This window comes from Nostoc sp. CHAB 5836, assembly GCF_020829445.1.
Taxonomy (GTDB): Bacteria; Cyanobacteriota; Cyanobacteriia; order Cyanobacteriales; family Nostocaceae; genus Nostoc.
Map to the genome: position 1 here is coordinate 1 of NZ_JAIVFV010000145.1, position 16,986 is coordinate 16,986.

The 16,986-nt window shown below is 42.5% G+C and carries 11 protein-coding genes, 1 tRNA gene and 1 pseudogene; 7 read left to right on the forward strand and 6 right to left on the reverse strand.

The features are described 5' to 3' along the window. Nucleotides 1-349 precede the first annotated feature (349 nt). From LC605_RS23770 to LC605_RS23785, 4 genes are all read left to right on the forward strand, one after another. The gene (locus LC605_RS23770; protein WP_229549978.1) at nucleotides 350-1,240 is read left to right on the forward strand and encodes a class I SAM-dependent methyltransferase; all 891 of its coding nucleotides are present in this window, start codon (nucleotides 350-352) and stop codon (nucleotides 1,238-1,240) included. Then, a complete protein-coding gene (locus LC605_RS23775) occupies nucleotides 1,237-1,965 on the forward strand; it encodes an HAD family phosphatase (RefSeq protein ID WP_229549979.1) in 729 nt (242 codons plus the stop codon). Before LC605_RS23770 ends, LC605_RS23775 begins: the two co-directional genes overlap by 4 nt. A gap of 65 nt (nucleotides 1,966-2,030) precedes the next feature. Continuing rightward, nucleotides 2,031-2,103: transfer RNA gene (locus LC605_RS23780), tRNA-Ala, on the forward strand. A gap of 422 nt (nucleotides 2,104-2,525) precedes the next feature. Then, nucleotides 2,526-2,915: a GxxExxY protein gene (locus tag LC605_RS23785; protein WP_229549980.1), complete on the forward strand. Its 390-nt coding sequence runs from the start codon at nucleotides 2,526-2,528 to the stop codon at nucleotides 2,913-2,915. 491 nt (nucleotides 2,916-3,406) lie between these two features. On the opposite strand, the gene LC605_RS23790 is transcribed toward LC605_RS23785, so the two are convergent. From LC605_RS23790 to LC605_RS23805, 4 genes and pseudogenes are all read right to left on the reverse strand, one after another. Next, entirely contained in the window at nucleotides 3,407-3,613 is a 207-nt protein-coding gene (locus tag LC605_RS23790; RefSeq protein WP_229549981.1) for a phycobilisome linker polypeptide, read from the reverse strand. A gap of 223 nt (nucleotides 3,614-3,836) precedes the next feature. After that, nucleotides 3,837-4,325: an allophycocyanin subunit beta gene (apcB, locus tag LC605_RS23795; protein WP_069068902.1), complete on the reverse strand. Its 489-nt coding sequence runs from the start codon at nucleotides 4,323-4,325 to the stop codon at nucleotides 3,837-3,839. 65 nt (nucleotides 4,326-4,390) lie between these two features. Continuing rightward, the gene (apcA, locus tag LC605_RS23800; protein ID WP_094341663.1) at nucleotides 4,391-4,879 is read right to left on the reverse strand and encodes an allophycocyanin subunit alpha; all 489 of its coding nucleotides are present in this window, start codon (nucleotides 4,877-4,879) and stop codon (nucleotides 4,391-4,393) included. A 407-nt stretch (nucleotides 4,880-5,286) separates the two neighbouring features. Further along, nucleotides 5,287-8,571: pseudogene (locus LC605_RS23805) on the reverse strand (phycobilisome rod-core linker polypeptide); the annotation flags it as partial. A 754-nt stretch (nucleotides 8,572-9,325) separates the two neighbouring features. On the opposite strand from LC605_RS23805, the gene LC605_RS23810 reads away from it, so the two are divergent. Then, nucleotides 9,326-9,856: a hypothetical protein gene (locus tag LC605_RS23810; protein ID WP_229549982.1), complete on the forward strand. Its 531-nt coding sequence runs from the start codon at nucleotides 9,326-9,328 to the stop codon at nucleotides 9,854-9,856. Nucleotides 9,857-10,314: 458 nt separating this feature from the next. On the opposite strand, the gene LC605_RS23815 is transcribed toward LC605_RS23810, so the two are convergent. Further along, nucleotides 10,315-12,243 (reverse strand): alpha-amylase family glycosyl hydrolase, encoded by a 1,929-nt coding sequence (locus LC605_RS23815; protein ID WP_229549983.1) that lies wholly within the window; start codon nucleotides 12,241-12,243, stop codon nucleotides 10,315-10,317. A 539-nt stretch (nucleotides 12,244-12,782) separates the two neighbouring features. Here LC605_RS23815 and LC605_RS23820 point away from each other — a divergent pair. Beyond that, complete coding sequence (locus tag LC605_RS23820) at nucleotides 12,783-13,832, forward strand: hypothetical protein (RefSeq protein ID WP_229549984.1); 1,050 nt, start codon at nucleotides 12,783-12,785, stop codon at nucleotides 13,830-13,832. Nucleotides 13,833-14,377: 545 nt separating this feature from the next. Beyond that, nucleotides 14,378-14,596: a hypothetical protein gene (locus LC605_RS23825; protein WP_229549985.1), complete on the forward strand. Its 219-nt coding sequence runs from the start codon at nucleotides 14,378-14,380 to the stop codon at nucleotides 14,594-14,596. Between the two features lie 564 nt (nucleotides 14,597-15,160). Here the strand turns inward: LC605_RS23825 and LC605_RS23830 are convergent. After that, nucleotides 15,161-16,243, reverse strand: coding sequence for a response regulator (locus LC605_RS23830; RefSeq protein WP_229549986.1), 1,083 nt, complete (start codon nucleotides 16,241-16,243; stop codon nucleotides 15,161-15,163). Nucleotides 16,244-16,986: the final 743 nt, after the last annotated feature.

Consider the following 16,986-nt stretch of genomic DNA (forward strand, 5'->3'; position numbering starts at 1 on the left):
TAAGTAAGTCGGCGCAATTAAAGATAACTGGTGATGGCTGTCATTTGTCCTTAGTCATTCCTCCTTGGTAAGGGTTTCAAGCCTGTTTACGTTTCGTCACATAGTTTGATTTATTTTCACCGACTTACTTAATACCAGGGATAGAGCCGCTTATTACAAGCGAATCAGTCTGGAAAAATGAATGACGATTAGCTTAATCAGTTCAAATTGCTTGGGGTCAGGTTACTAGGCTAAACTTTACTTATAGCTCTCAATGGTGCTGTATACACGTGTTTACAGTTTATACCCGGAGAGCTTTTTTTACTGCTTATCCGACTTTTCAAACATCCTCTTAGAGTTCTGACACAATATGGCAGTGCGTCAAGATACAATCTGGGAACGTTTTTTATCCCCTGTAGTGCGTTTTTTGATTGATGAAGACGGGTTACGGCATTACGCTGATAGTATTGACTGGGAGAAAGAGTGCGCTCGCTATCGACGAGATGATGTCATCATTCCGCCGTACTACAGCAGTCAAAACTTTCACGGTATTCGTGGCGGGTATCTCAATTCTAATGCCGCAGTTACTTACGATCCGATTACCCAATACGTTATACCACCGAACGAAAGTATTGTCCGTCAAGCTTTAGTTGATGCCGTCAAGGTAAAACCACGACGCATACTCGATTTAGGCTGCGGTACAGGTTCTACTACTTTAATGTTAAAACAGGCTTTCCCCCATGCGGAAGTTATTGGTTTGGATTTATCACCCTATATGCTGGTAAGGGCAGAAGATAAAGCTAGAAATGCTGGTTTAGATATACTCTGGCGACATGGAAATGCTGAAAAAACTGGTTTTAGGGATGCTTCATTTGACTTAGTGACAGCTTCTTTGCTATTCCACGAAACACCAGATGCGGTGTCCTTAGCAATTCTGGAAGAAAGCTTCCGATTGCTGGTAACTGGAGGGCAAGTATTAATTCTAGATGGGAATCAGAAGACTCTGCGTCAGTTAGAATGGCTTAATGATGTTTTTGAGGAGCCATATATTCGTGAGTATGCTGCTGGTAGCGTGGACGCGAATATGGGTGCAGCCGGATTTGAAGCTGTGCGATCACAGGATGTATGGTGGATAAATCAGGTAACTAGCGGCGTTAAACCAATAGCAACCGAAAATGTTCGCCAGTATGCTCCCGCATCAATAGATAATAATGATTTGGAGGGGCTAGGTTCTCCAGCATTTGGCATAATAACCGCATGAGTTTAAAGGCAGTTCTCTTTGATTTTAATGGTGTGATCATTAACGATGAGCCAATCCACCTGCAACTGATCGATGAGATTCTCATTCAAGAAAATCTCCAACCCCAACGCGTAAATGAGCGTCAAGCTTCTTTAGGGCGCAGCGATCGCGCTTGTTTTCAGCAATTACTCGCTAATCGTGGTAGAGTAGCCAACGAAAACTATTTAACTAAGTTGCTGTACCGTAAAGCCCAAGCTTATACGGTGGAACTAAAAAAAATAGAGAAACTGCCTTTATATCCAGGTGTAGAAGATTTAATATTTCAGGTGCGATCGCGCAATCTCAAATTAGGACTAGTTAGTGGTGCTATTCGCCAAGAAATAGAATTGGTACTCAATCGAGCCAAACTAGCCGAATATTTTAAAATTATCGTCGCGGGTGATGACATCACCACCAGTAAACCAGAACCCGACGGTTATCTGCTGGCAGTGAAACGCCTGAATAAAGAATATCCTGACTTGAACCTTGAACCACGGGAATGTCTGGCAATTGAAGATACTCCAGCAGGTATAGCAGCAGCGAAGCGATCGCATATGCAAGTAGTTGGTGTAGCCAACACTTACCCATTCCATATGCTCCAGCGCTGCTGTAACTGGACTGTTGATTATCTCAGTGAGTTGGAACTGGAACGTGTCCAGAAGGTTTATTCCCAAAAACAGTCTCAACCATCGGTAACTGAATGTTAAAATGCTCTATGGTGATCATGTATTGAGTTAATGAGTATTCTAGTTTTAACTCAGGAGCCATTTAAGGGGAATTAGCTCAGTTGGTAGAGCGCTGCGATCGCACCGCAGAGGCCATCGGTTCAAATCCGTTATTCTCCATAAGTAGACATCTGGTGAACAAGAATTGTTTTGAAGTAGCACTGCTACGTCTCTACAAGGGTTCTGGGTAACGCATATTTAATTTCACCAAATGTCTAGTAATCAAGCAGACGTCATATTAAGTAGGTTGGCGCAAATAAAGCTAACTGGCTAAGGCTGTCATTTGTCCTTTGTCATTGGTCATTAGTAAAGGTTTTAACCTTATTTACGTTTCGTAACATACTTGACTTTTTTCGCACCAACGTACTTACAGCAATTTTCAGGTAAATAGACCACACGGTAGGGGCGCAAGGTATTGCGCCCCTACGACAGACGTGGAACAAAATAGATGAAAACTGCTGTAAAGATTAGACACATTCAACGATGACACGGAGTCAGAATCTGTGCCATCTTATAATCCATAAAAATCCGTGATCCCGACAATGAGTAGCCTAAAATACGCCGATATCACCCAAAAAATTATTGGAGCTTCCTTTGAAGTCCATAAATTTTTAGGTAACGGCTTCCAAGAAGTCATCTACCAACGCGCTCTAGCCTACGAGATGCGTCAAGCAAAACTAGAATTTGCCCGCGAAATAGAACAGCATATTTACTATAAAAACCTACCCGAACCTATCGGTACACGCAGAGCCGACTTTGTAGTTGAAAACAAAATACTCGTAGAAATAAAAGCCGTCATCCAACTAGAAGATGTCCACCTAGCCCAAGCCCTCAACTATTTAAAAGTCTATAAATTAGAAGTTGGATTGCTGATAAACTTTGGTAGCAAAAGCCTAACCTTCAAAAGGCTCATAATGTATAACGCAGATTAAACTGATGAAAAGATCACATCGAACCAACTTGCACAGCAAAAAACCTCATGAATAACCCATCCACTTCATCCCATTAGTGACAATTTAAGGTCATTAACCATTTGTCAATAAGTAATAGTACTTAAAATCTTGCCAAAATTTGAGGTCGGAAACACAAATTTTTAGCCAGCGATGCCTACGGTGGTCACTGAGCGCAGCCGAAGTGCTGGCTGCGCCTACGCGTCAAATTCAAAACCATCGTTCATTCTTACTCCCAAATCTCAGTACAAAGCTTAATTAGATACTCTAAAAAGTTGATGATTTACAGCATAATTACTATTGACAAAATGAATTTTGCCTTAACTTCTCACGAATGACTTCATCCTAATTATCCGTGTAATCTAATAATCCGTATCAATCCGTGATCCCGGCTTGAATTAAATTAGAGCCGCAAAAAAGAGGCCTTTTTTGACCTCTTACCAATTCTCTAAAATAATATTCTATTTACACAATTACGATAAGCCAGTATTAGCGCTTTGCTTACCAGTTGCCAGTTCCACTTTGATAATTTTGCCGCCTGCTTTTTGAATACGTTGCTGTTCGCGGAACCAGTTCTCATAGGGAACTAGCTTAGTGAAGTAAGTATTTTGTAGTTCGCGTTGGGTACGAATTCGGCTTTGGCTAGGAACAAGAGCAGTAATTTTAAACAAACGGGCCATCTTTTGAAAATCTCCTGTATGGTTTGTGAAAAGTTTTTTTATCTCAAAATCATGAGTGCAAATCTTTTAATCATTCAAAGGCTGGAAATCAAACATCAATACTAGACCACCAAAACTCATCACTGATTATTTACCAAGATAAGCAATATAACGTTCTAGCACTCACGATTGATTTCCAGACCTTAATAAAGCCGCACCTAAATTCTTAAGCGCAAACTAGTTCTTAGCTTAATCCAGAGGAGATATAGTCTAAGTAAACGCCCATTTCCTTACCGGCGTCAGAACCTACCAAACTGGCGGTTACTTCCTTGATTGCTTGGATAGCTTGCACGGTAGCACCGACGGGAACACCTAAGGAGTTATAGGTTTCTTTCAAGCCATTTAGCACACGCTCATCTAGGATGGAAGGATCGCCAGCCAACATAGCGTAGGTAGCATAGCGGAGGTAGTAGTCCAAATCGCGGATGCAAGCAGCATAGCGGCGGGTGGTGTACATATTGCCGCCGGGACGGGTGATGTCAGAGTACAGCAAAGATTTTGCTACAGCTTCTTTGACGATCGCAGCAGCGTTGGCGCTGATGGTGCTAGCAGCACGTACCCGCAGTTCGCCAGTAGCAAAGTAGCCTTTCAGCTTTTCTAAAGCAGAAGAGTCTAGGTATTTACCTTGAACGTCTGCGGAGTTAATGACAGCGGTAATTGCGTCTTGAGCCATGTTGTTAATTCCTTATTTCCAACCGTATTGCAATACTTCTGTTTGAGTAGGTAAACAGCTTTACCCTATCCTAGAAGAGCGCCAACTAGGTAGTCGAAGTAGCTACCAGCTTCACTAGCATCATCACCAGAGAGCAATGTACCAGCTACATTCTTCAGACCACGGATACCTTCAGCCACGCCATCGATCGGAGTTCCCAAGGACTTGTACAGTTCACGGGCACCGATCACACCAATTTCTTCGATGGGGGTAACATCACCAGCAACGATACCGTAGGTAACGAGGCGGAGGTAGTAATCTAGGTCACGCAGACAAGTAGCAGTCAGTTCTTGACCGTAAGCGTTTCCACCAGGAGACACAACATCAGGACGCTTTTGGAACAGTTGATCGCCAGCTTGCTTAACAAGCCGTTCGCGATTTTCTGACAAAATTTGAGCAATGCGCACACGGCGCTCACCACTTGCAACGAAGGACTTGATCCGATCTAACTCACCAGGGCTGAGATAGCGGGCTTCTGCATCAGCATTCACGATAGCTTTCGTGACGATACTCATTAATGGATTCCTCCAATACGAATGAAACCAGGATTTGATTAAACTGGTGCGACTTGAAATTTGGTTTACTGAGTTTGTTTTCTCGTTCTTTTAGACACAGCAGCTTTGATAACTGCTACGGCTGATAAATTACAAGTTTGCCTGAGTCAACATCAGTACACAAGCTTTTAAACTCAGCTACCTTCCGCAAAACATTTTCCGGCATTCTGTTGAGCATTTATGACTGCTCTTAACACTTTGTAATATTGCTTTTCAGAATTTACTGTTTTAACTGCAATCTGAGAGCGATATTACGAAAGGTTGCGAAGGGGCATGGGGGAGGCAGTGCGGTCATGGGGCACTGGGTATTGGTTATTTCACCCCCTACGCCCCTGTTTCCTCATCCCCCACTCCCTACTCCCTACTCAACCGAAGTAGTTTGCTGCTGGTAGTAATGGGAAGCGGTTGTAAGGCACAACATCTTCACCGAAGTAGCGGCTATATTCTGGGCTTGCGATTATTGCTTCTACAGCAGCAGACAAACCGCTATCGGCTAGCAGCTTGTGATACTGGCGAATTTCTTCCTCAGTTGCGGGTGTACGCCCCAACAGGTGACGGAAGAGGAACTCAATCACCTTGGCATGAGGATAAGGTGACAAGAAGCGCTGACGATAGATTTCGGAACTGGCTAGTTCACGCACAAACGCCCGGACAGAAATTTCACTATTCTGGAGTTTGCCCTCTAGGTCAGTACGGCGGAAATTATCAGGCACTTCACCGCTAAATACATCCAACACTTGACGGTAAATGGCGTTGATTGCCTGTTGTTTTTCGCCTTGGTTGGTGCTTTCCGTCAGACGGTAAATGCGTGGATGTTTACGCACACCTAGTTCCACCGATTGTCCGCTACCATCGTTGTAGGAACGACCCAGTTCAGCAAATGAGGGCTTACCATTTGTTTGGGCTGCGATATCTGCGATCGCCTGTGTCAAAAGCGGCGTATCGCTAGCTCCGACGCGGGCTTGCACTGGCTTAAAGCTCGGCACAACTACGTCATCGTTTTGCTTAGTAAGCTGGTTGTAAAGCTTTTCGGTATTCGGGAAGTTTGCCGCAGGTAGGGTTGGGAAGCGACGGTAAGGCACCGTATCTTCACCAAATACCTGGTTATATTCCACACTATCTACCAAAGCACCAATAAAGGCACGAATACCTTGAGTAGCCAAAATCTGGTTATACTTGCGGATTTCTGCTTGGTCTAGTGGCGCACGTCCCAGGAAGTGCTTGGTTCCCAACTCAATCACTTTGGTGTTGGGGTAAGGTGTGTAGAACTCTTTCAGGTAGAGGTTAGAATAACCCAAACCTTCAATAAATTCTTTCACACTAATTTCGCCATTCCCCAGCTTGCTTTCCCATTTTGTAAACTCGTTTTTGGCGATGTAGGGTGCAATGTCCCGCTCAAAAATCTGACGATAAGCAGCGCTGATCAAAGTTTTTACTGCAACTTTGTCACTGGTATTCGCCACCAACTTGAAGATTTTGGTTTGTTCGCGTTGTTTGCTGACACCTTGGTTAATGCGGAACTGAATATCTGGTTCTGACCGCTTTTCTGTAACTGTACCCAGTGTCACAAAGTCCGGCGTTACTTCCTTCTGAACTTTTGCAGCAACATCATCACGAATGCTACCAACGCGTAATTGTCGCCCTGATACACCACCAGGAGTCAGATACCGTTCGTAAGGAATTGTATCTTCACCAAATGCTTCGCTGTATTCTACGCTGTTAATAATGGCATCAACCACCGCGTAAAAGCCCTGTTTGGCAGCGATGTCAAAGTACTTGTTGATTTCTTGACGACCATAGGTCGGACGACCCAACAAGCGGCGGTGAATATACTCGATCGCTTTACAAACATACAGCGATGACCAGTAGAGATTGCGGAATACATCCGACTTAGCCAAAGCACGGATAAACTCCCGCACCGAAATGTCGCCGTTTTCCAGCTTGATTTCCAATACCTTCGGGCGCTGACCTTCGTAGAGATCGCGACCAAAAACTTGCAGATAAGCGGCTCTAATCACAGCTTGCGTTGAGCTTTCGGAGAATCTGACGCTAGAATTTTTGGCAGCTTTTTTACCTCTAGTACCAGGCAGTTGATCTAATTTAAACACCTTGGGCCCAAGAGTACCAGGAGCTTCACCCCGCGCCTTGGGATTACTATTTTGGTTATTAATCCCTGCTCCTTGGTGAATCAGGATGCGTTTGGTATCCTTACCAAAAGGAGCCGGGCGGGTGCTGGGGTTGCGAGTTTCTTTCGGGAAAATCGCCCCAAACTGAATTTCCAAGGGGTCATTACCAGAACCGTAAGGATGTTGATCTGGTAGCGGTTGCTCGTAAGCAGCGAATGTGGTAATGAACTGAGGTATCTTGCGGAAAGGCGCACTGTAGTTAAACAGGTCTTGCTGCGGCCCCCAGTTACGACATTCTTGTGCTTCTTGACCCAGACCCCGGAGGTAAGGTACTGTTTCTTCGCCAAAATAGTCGCCGTATTCAGCAGAATCTACTAAGGCATCTACCAAGGCTGCTAGACCACCATTAGAAATAATCGAGAAGTATTTTTGTACTTCTTCGCGGCTACTTGGCCCCCGTCCTAAAATGTGACGGAAAGCTAGTTCGATGACTCGGCTGTTAATAAAAGGCTGATAAAACTGTTTTTGGTAAAGGGGAGATTTAGCTAAACGACGAACAAACTCCTTTACGGAGATGTCGCCATTTTTCACCTTGGATTCTAGGTCAGATATGGACAAGCTATAAGCACGGGTAATATCGCGCTCAAAAATCTGCCGATATGCAGCCTTGATTACCTCATTTTTTTCGCTACTTGACAACCCAGTCTTCATCACAAACTTGGGACGCCGTTCTGCCGCATTAAAGTAAATTTGGGGCAGTTGCAACCCTTGCTGGTCGCTAGAGGGGCGTTGACGCAGTTTATTTGAAGGTGTGGCTGCTTTGAATTCTGTAAGCAAAACATCCATGTACTGAGACACAATTTCTGTAGCCTCAGCATCCTTGCGGAAAAAGGAAAGTGATGCGGCTTTGATTTCCTGCAAAGCTACTAGCGTTGCTTCACCAGAGCAGGCATTTTCAATTATTTCCCGCAAACCCCGTGTATTCACCGCTATGATGTTGGGGTCGCCAGCAACGATCGCATAAGTAGCGTAGCGCAAGAACCAGGATAAATCCCGCAAGCTCTTGGCCATGTTGCTTGGCCCATAACGAGCAATGTTAATTGGTCTGAAACCTGGAGGTGTGGGGCCACTGGGGGATGAGTTAAATATTGAGCGTAAATTTTCTAGGAACCCACCACGACTTTCAACGTAGGTTACAGTTCCCAGTTGCATCCCTTGTTGAACATTAGCGCCACCACCAGCAGTTACTAGTTCTGCTTCTCTGGGCTTTTCTAAAAAAGCCATTGGCGAACCACCGACAAAAATCCGGTTGGCAGCCCGAGATACGATAATCTCGGCATTTTCCGTGAGCGTCTGAGAAATTTCTAGACGCTTTGCACCAGACGCAAAATAGCTTGCCAGTTCATTTAATTCACCACTTCCCAAAAAGCGGTCTTGCTGCTCGGCTTGGGTAATCGTCGCTACAGCTAGGGTTTGATATAGTTGCGGACGCGCAACTGAGCTTCCACCACTCGCCTTAACACTCATCGGATTTGTAAAACTCCCATCATAAGCGTTTATGTGTTAAGTCTGGGTCGTTTTGAGGCTTGACACATCGGTGTGTCTATGCTTTATGAGCTTGAAAGTCTTACCTACAAAACTGCCAGTAAATTAACCCAGTTAGCTTTTAGATTAGAACGTTTTGGGTTCTCAAGGCTGGTTTATTAAGAAGTATGTACAACCTGTAACTTTGATTTATCCAGTTTCAAGAGTACATACCCTGTTTTGCGTCAGATCAAATCTAAGTTTTGTAGCCAGTTCTGGTTAGACGGTGAACACCCGACAATTATTGCAACTAGTGCAAAATCTCTGTTAAAACCAAATTGCCTTCAGCAACGTCAGTGGACAGTAGTCATTAGTGGATGCTAAGTTGTGTTTGCTAAGTAGAGCGGCGTGAATAATTTAAGGTTCGTAGTGAACGCAAGTGCGTCTCGTAGAGAGGATTTTAGTCGTCATTTGAGGGCTTCAGCCCTCAAATGACGACTAATTCCAATATTTTTTACATTAGTAGGACTTACGCAAAGGCAACGGAAAACGAACCACAGAGGACGCAGAGGCCACAGAGGAATCAGAGTTTGAGAGGGTTTTTGCGTAAGTCCTAATTAGTTAATGTACTTTGATTTATTCACGCCGACTTACTTACTAATAACTTCATATTAATAAATCAGGTTATTCTGGAAACAATTCTCAAATTGTGGTGGTTTTAGCTTTACCTATTAGCATTCTTTAACGGGAAAATACTATGCACAAAAGTTCTAAATTTAACTATTTATTTAATGCTGTCCTGTCTGCGATCGCAGTTATTTTGGCTATCACTCCGGCAAATGCGCTTCCCGAACAAAGCATCAACACCGTTGTGAAGTGGGCAAAGACCAGGCCTCTACTACCAACTCTGAGATACAACAGCGAAGCCTACGGCTACGACGGCACAAAAGGAAAATTATACTTTTATGCTGATGTCACTGCTGAAAATGGCACAGTGACTAAAGAAGGAATAACGGTTAGTGGTGACTCAAGCCTCAAATTCACCACAAAAAATGCCCAAGCAGTGAAATTGTTGCAAAATATTTATAATTCTAATCTTGCCAATGATTTCCAGAAGTCTCGATATATCACCAAAGTTGGACGTGACCAGTTTTATCGTGGGCAAAAGTTTGGTTACATCGCTGCTGAAGTACAAGGTGGGTCAGCATTACAGATAATTCCCTTGAGAAATGTGCAGAAATTTATAGATAATGCTCAATTTTGTCAAACTAATCAATGCGACCTTTGATTTTGGATCGGACTTACGCAAAATAATCAAAAAAAACGAACCGCATTCGCGAGTGCGTCTCCCCCTGGGAGAAGGGCGCAAACGCGAGTGCGTCTCGTAAGAGTTGGACACAAAGGAATAAGAGTATCAGAGAGTTAGGGACGAACAATTCTTAACTCTAAATCCTTATTGGCTTTCTCATATCTTGCACCTCTACGTACAACCCCAGGTAAAGTAAAAAGATATGCGATAAAGCTACCTCATTTTTATGGGTTTTTATCGCTAAATCAAGAGTTCTGCTTTTTTACTGAGTAATAAAATTACATCAATTTTTCTTGGTGCAAGATGTGAGCTTTGATACTTGGCGCAAGTTTTCTACTTCTGCGATTATCAAATCTTTTCTGTCTATGCAAGACTTACTTCTTGCAATCCCCACCTTCCTTCTAAAGGTGGGGTTGTTGAAACCTCATTCTATATTCCTATGACTCCCGTCCCGATGCCCAGGTATCGCGCCATTTGACAGTACCTTCTTTTGCGATTACCCAGCGACGATTTACCAAATTTTCGCGCAGAGGCGATCGCCCTTCTCGCCACATGGCATATTTATAAGCAATCAGTTTACCAGCACTTTCATCAAAGGGAATCTCAGCAGACCAGGTATTGGAGTTGATGTACTCTAAAGGATATGCTTTACTGATATCCCAATTACCCAACTCTGGGCAATCTCCTGTCACCACAATGATTTCACCGGGTTGGGTATCCACGCCATTGAGTTGGACGCGGACAATTGTTTGTGCTTTTATCCGTTCGCCAACGTGGCTGAAAACAAGCACTCCCCGTTCTTCTAGTACCAAGTTATAAATCTTGCCATCTTTCACCTCATACTTATTACGAGTTACTACGCAGGTATGTTCGCCATCGGGTAATTCTGCTTCTACTTCTGTGAGAGTAACTTCTCCTCCCCGGTTTAAAGCTACAAAACACAGGGAGTCACGATAGCGGCGTACATAGCAATAAACATCGGGTGTTAAGTATTTTTGCCAGTGGCTACCCATTGAGACGGCTGGATTCAGTCGCCGTAAGCCAGACAACAGCCTGATGCAACGATAAACCTCACTTTCCGGATCCCAATTTTCCATCATCGGGCGGTTATATGGGTCGTTACCGCCATCAGTGTCGTCATGCAGATATTGTTCTGTACCGTAGTAAATGCAGGGAATGCCGCGAGATGTCATAATTAAGGCGATCGCAACTTTTAACATCGCTGGATCGGGGTTCAGCGATTGAAAGCGACACATATCATGATTATCGATGAAGGTGACTAGCTCTGTTGCCCCGTTATAGCGATAATCCTGATCAAAAATGTATTGAATTGTTTGGAATCCGTTTTCTGAACCTTGCCCCAGTGCAGCTCGAATTGCCACACACAAACCAAAGTCTAGAAGTGTCATGCCTGAGTGGTTAACAAATTCCACTGAGCGATCGTCACTAGGATTACTGTAAATCCATTCACCAAAAATAAATACATCTGGTTTGTGATTGCTCATATCGCCAGTGAATTCTTGCCAAAACCAAATGGGCATATGCTTGACAGTATCTACACGCAATGCATCCACACCCCGGTCTAGCCATTGTTTAATGGCGGACTTGATATACTCCCGATATTCACTATTGTTCTCGTTGAAGGTTGCTAGACCAGATAGTTCACAGTTCTGTACTTGCCAATCGTCTTCCCAGTTTTGCACTTCGCCATAGTGGTGATACCAATTATTGACATCATCATTGAAATCAGCAATTTTCACACCATCATCATACAATTCTCCCTTGCTACCACTGGTATCAGGGCTGCTATGGTTGCAGACAATATCTAGCACCAGCTTCATATTCCGCTTGTGCAGTTCTGTAACTAACCGATCAAAGGTTGTATTTTTTTCTTTTTGGGTAGCATTTAAAGAAGGATTCTCTCCCTCAGCAATGTAGCGAGGATTAATCCGCTTAAAGTCTTTTGTCCAATAGCCATGCATCGCCGCATTGCTAATAAATAACTCTTCTACCTGCTCAAATAGTGGAGTTAGCCAAAGGGCTGTCACTCCCATATTTTTCAGATAGTCTAACTTGTCGATCACACCTTGCAAGTCGCCACCCCAGTACTTACCCCAATCTTGTCTAGTTGGATCGTACAGTTCTGAGTTTGCACCTTCGCTATTATCTGGATCACCATCATAAAAGCGATCTACTACAAGAAAGTAAATGGTTTCTTGACGAAATTCAATATCTCTGGTGTAAAGAAACTCTAGGTCAATTTCCGTTTCTGATGGTGGTGCTTGTATAATAGCTTCTACTTTTTCTTGTGCAGAATCAACTTTGTATTGATCTGGTGAAAACTGAGATGGAGGGGTTTTTACCATAAAAAAACTCAAAATTTCATGTAATTCACACTTGTAGAACCAACAGGACAAAATTTTTTGAATGTTGTGTGTTACTACAAACATCGGTATTGTGACATCCTGCCCACGATGTAGGTATCTATCGCTAGCTAGTTTATAATTCTATCGATAGATATAATTCCTCTGCTAGAGGATAAAAACAAAGGAATACAGCAATTATTAACGATAATTGCTCTATCACAAAAATTTACAAGATTTTAGTTAAAGTCAGCTACCGTAAATGTTGAGCTTAGCTGCTGTCGGAGTGTATATTTGATCACAGATTTGAGAACGCCTTAGTTCCTTTGATGTCAAACCAGAATTGGCACTGCAAAGTCAATAGGTGGTTAAAATAATTCCTAATTCGTAATTCTTATTCTCTAGAAGATTCCCTCCATTGATGAAGAGGCTGAGTACTTTTTCCTCACTGAGTACTCAGCACTCACCACTGAGTAAGGTAAACTGACCATTGTCACTTTCAATCTATTATTACTATCAAGCAATTAATTCAGGTAGCATTTATGACCACATATGACAAGGTTTTTAACTCACCAAAGACATCCGAGGAATCACTAAGTCCAGAGGAAGCAGTGGCGGCGATCGCCACTGTGACTGCGATCGCTGATTCATTAATTGAAGAGGTAGATGCAGAAAGTTTAGCGGATATCCTCTGGGAATTTGAGGTTTTTGAGGAATACTCTGAAGATGAAATCGCAGAAATAGTTGATAGACTCATAGGCATTGCCGAAGATGAGGGAATTGGGCCCCTGTTTAATGCTGCTAAAGTATCTCTTTCTGATGAATTATTGCTGGATGGTTTTGCTGCTGGGGTGATAGTACTTTTAGACGATGAACTCGCTATTCCCAAACCGAAACAAGCCTACCTGAAAAAGCTACAAGTAGCCTTAGAACTGGAAGATGAAGAAGCAGAGGAAATCATCAAGGAGGTAATTGCAGCTTTTAAAGAAGCAGAAGATGAAGAATATGCAGACGATGAAGATGAGACCGTAGTCATCGAAGATTTTAGTGAGCAAACATATCAATCTCCATTAGGTAATTTTACTGTGCCGATTCCGGTTGATCCGCAGCAGGGCGGTAGAATTCAAAGCCAGGAAGGAGTTGTTGGTTTTTCTGATGACATTGGTACTTTGCTGAGAATCGATTATTATCCTTTCCCCCTAGAACAGTTAGAGGAACTGGAGTCTGTTGGACAAGAGGAATATTTACAAACAATTTTAGTGGACAAGTATATACCCCAAGCAATTTTTGCCAATGTACCAGATGCTTCTGTGGAGTATACCGAATATCTAGAAAACACTTTACGAGGCGCTTACTACGTGTTAGTCGATATGCCCAAAGGTTCGACCATTTCTAAGCAAGAAAATAATGGAACTGCGATCAGATTAGATGCGTACCGGGGGCTGCTCACCTTTATCAGTGGTGAATTTTTGTATATAGTTAGTAGTCAGCACAGCTTTATCGACGGCGAAACTCCCGATTCGGTTCACGAAGAAGCCGAAGACATCAAGGAAGGTATTTTAGAGTTTGTTGAGACTATAGAGTTCACTTAGTAGATGTCACCCCAACTAGGTCAGCCCCTTCCCGCGACGGGAAGGGGGAAAATTCAAAGTCTCTCTTGGCGGCGATACTCAATCAACCAATTAAGCCTCATGCTGGCGATCGCTACAGCATTGCCCAATACACTTGGGTTAAGCATTTCTTTCTTCTCTTTGCGTCCTTAGCGGTTCGTTAAAAAACTGACTTTTACTTAGAGTTTTAGCCTTAACCCAAGCGTATTGCAATATAGTCAGTAAAATGAACTGGCTTTATTGGGCTACAATCAAAACAATTTCGGTCTTCCCAAGCACAAAAATCCAGTTTTTAGAATTAGTGTATTTGTTTTCTAGGTTTTGCGACTAAACTCACTAAAATCGGTCTTTCCCATACCCAACCCCCATTATTAAACTGAGTTTTAAATTCTTAATCTTCATAAAGTTATAAATAGCATTATTAAGCTTTTAATAATACTTGTCTCAGCTTCGACATTCATGTCGTCAAGTGCGACCAAAATTGTGTAATCTGAAGACAGCAAAGCTAATTATTCAATTGAGGTCTGATGACTCCTAAAATCATGCGTCAGCTTTGGTCAGTGGTTGAAACCGCCCAAGCCAAGCTCCTCTTACAACTGGATGATGCTAGCTTGGTGCAGTGGTTAGTGAAACAAACCGAAACGCAAGTGTTGTTAGATTCTCACGAAACTGATTATCTGTGCCACTACATTCAATCTCGGCTAGCCCTCATACGTGATATTGCCCATGAACGTCAGTGTTCATGATGCCTGCGGCGGGCTACGCCAACGCAAAATCACAACGGATTATTTGATAGTCAAGTGTTATTACCACAGCCCTAGCCCTTTCAAGGTGTGGCATTTAGGACTAGCTCTTTCAAGGTGACTGGTAAAATAGGATTGTTTTTCTCAGCGCTCTCTGTGCCTCTGCGGTTTAAAAGTGATTTATTTAACCGCAGAAGCGCACAGTTCACAGAGAGAAGAGGTTAAAGAAGAATTTATAGACTAAAATTTTCGCCCACCTTGAAAGGGCTAGCCTATAGGACTTACGCACTGTACAAATTAACCATAATATGAGTTACGCAAAATGAACGTTTCAGGCGCTGAACACAACCCTGATTTGGTCGCATATTGACTGTGTTGGGTGTTCAATATGGCTCAAAAGCCCAAGCTTCCTATAGTACATATGTATGATGCGTAAGTCCTAATCAATATCGGCTAGGGCTGAGAGCAGTATTGATGGATCTTCTGGCTGGAGTTGAGGTGAAATCGCGAGCAATGAAGCATCCCCAAAAATATGCTGCTTAAATGGAGTTATTTTTTATTAGAAAATTAAACTATATGTTGAAAGATCACTTTTAGTAAATCTCCTTGTGTAAAAGGCTTAGTTAAATAGCCTGATGCTCTCACCATCTTAGCTTTAGCTCTATCTAGAAATCCTACTTTTTCTGACACCATAATCACAGGTGTATTTTTAAAATGTGAGTGTTTACGGAGCAAAGAGCAGAGTTCATATCCGTCTAAATTAGGCATAGAAATATCTAACAAAATTATGTCGGGTTTTATCCGAACAATCTGCATTAAAGCTTTTAAAGAATCAGTGACTCCGATAACAGAAAAAACTTGCTCATCTAAATAACTTTTAATAAGATTCAATACCGCAGGACTGTCATCAATACAAAAGATTGTGTAGACTTTTTTGTTAACAGGCGGCTGAATAGTTTGCTGACCCCTATATTGATTAGTATTAATAGAGGAGGCTGGTGGCTTATAGGCATTTGTTATCGGCAACCTTGGTGTCGTTTTGGCTTTAGGTTGTAGCTGATTTATTTGGAACAATTGTGAGGGGTGCGATTGGGTACTTAGCGATGTTTGACGATAAACCGCTCCGCCTTGGGGCGTTTGACATCGTTCAACTAGTAAGCGGACATTTAGATGACAAAACTTTGGCATATCATCCAGAAAGCTTTCAGGAATAAATTCATAACTCCCCTCTTCTAAGTTCAGAAACGACTCCAGAACTTCTAGCGCCAATTGCTCTATCAGTACTGCCGCTTGAGAGGAACTAATATATTTCTGATTGACTAACCAGCAAATAGCCAAATAATCTGGGTTGGGTATTGCCTGATTTTCAATACCAGTTTCAAATATCGCCTGCAACTGGTCTTTGATTCCATAAGGGAGAGTAGAAACTTGCTGACTCAAGCGTTGCAAATTTCTGTAAAGTGGCTCAAACATTTGCTCTGAGTAGCAGGCATAAATTAGTTTACCCTCGTCCATATATATTGACCAAGAGCCAGAGGTGCTAAACACCTGTAAACAACCGGTAACCGACTTACCAGTGATTTTTTTCAACAAAGATAGGGGCTGGAGCTTTTGGAAAAACCTGTATCGACTAATCGGAAGTGTCTTCATTGGCATGGCTCTGGAATAAAATTAATGTTTGTTTGCAGGCAAAATTAGTGAATTACCTTTTCAGAATTCACTGGGACTTTGTTAGAAGCACTGTCAGAGGAATATAGCGGTAACGTTTGAGTTAGTACAGAGATTCCACACCCCCTAACTCCTAATTCACCAATCTCTGTTAAGCTATAAAGCACGAGTTACAACTAAACCAATTTATGCTATTTTTCAATAGCAAAATTGCCCGACTAGTTGCCAGGATATAGTATTTCAAAAATTAGATTGGTTTTCTGTATCTTTCGCTAATCTAGCCAATCTAACAATAACTCAAGTGGGACGCACCGACCATTGGCTCTCGCCCATCAGTCACAAAAGTATCATTGTTAACCGTATTTAGCAGCCTGAAATTGCAAATACTTTAGTTCTTTTACAAAAGTTGTTTTGCCCATAATGCTAAAGTCTGGAGCGACGAAAATCTACTCTAATGTAGACCTAAATTGTTGCTAATCAAGGCTTTTTGGCATTAATTCCGCTATATTTTTGTAGCCGTGACCAAAGTCATTGGGCGCTTTTTCAAGAAGTTTATTCTTGAGGATAACTTCTTCAAGAAAAAAAGTATGATTGAAAACTAAGCATTCAAAAAGCTCAATTTCTTACTGAAGTAGGTTGGCGCAATTGAAGCTAACTGGCAAGGGCTGTCATTTGTCCTTTGTCATTGGTCATTAGTAAGGACTTTAAGCGTATTTACGTTTCGT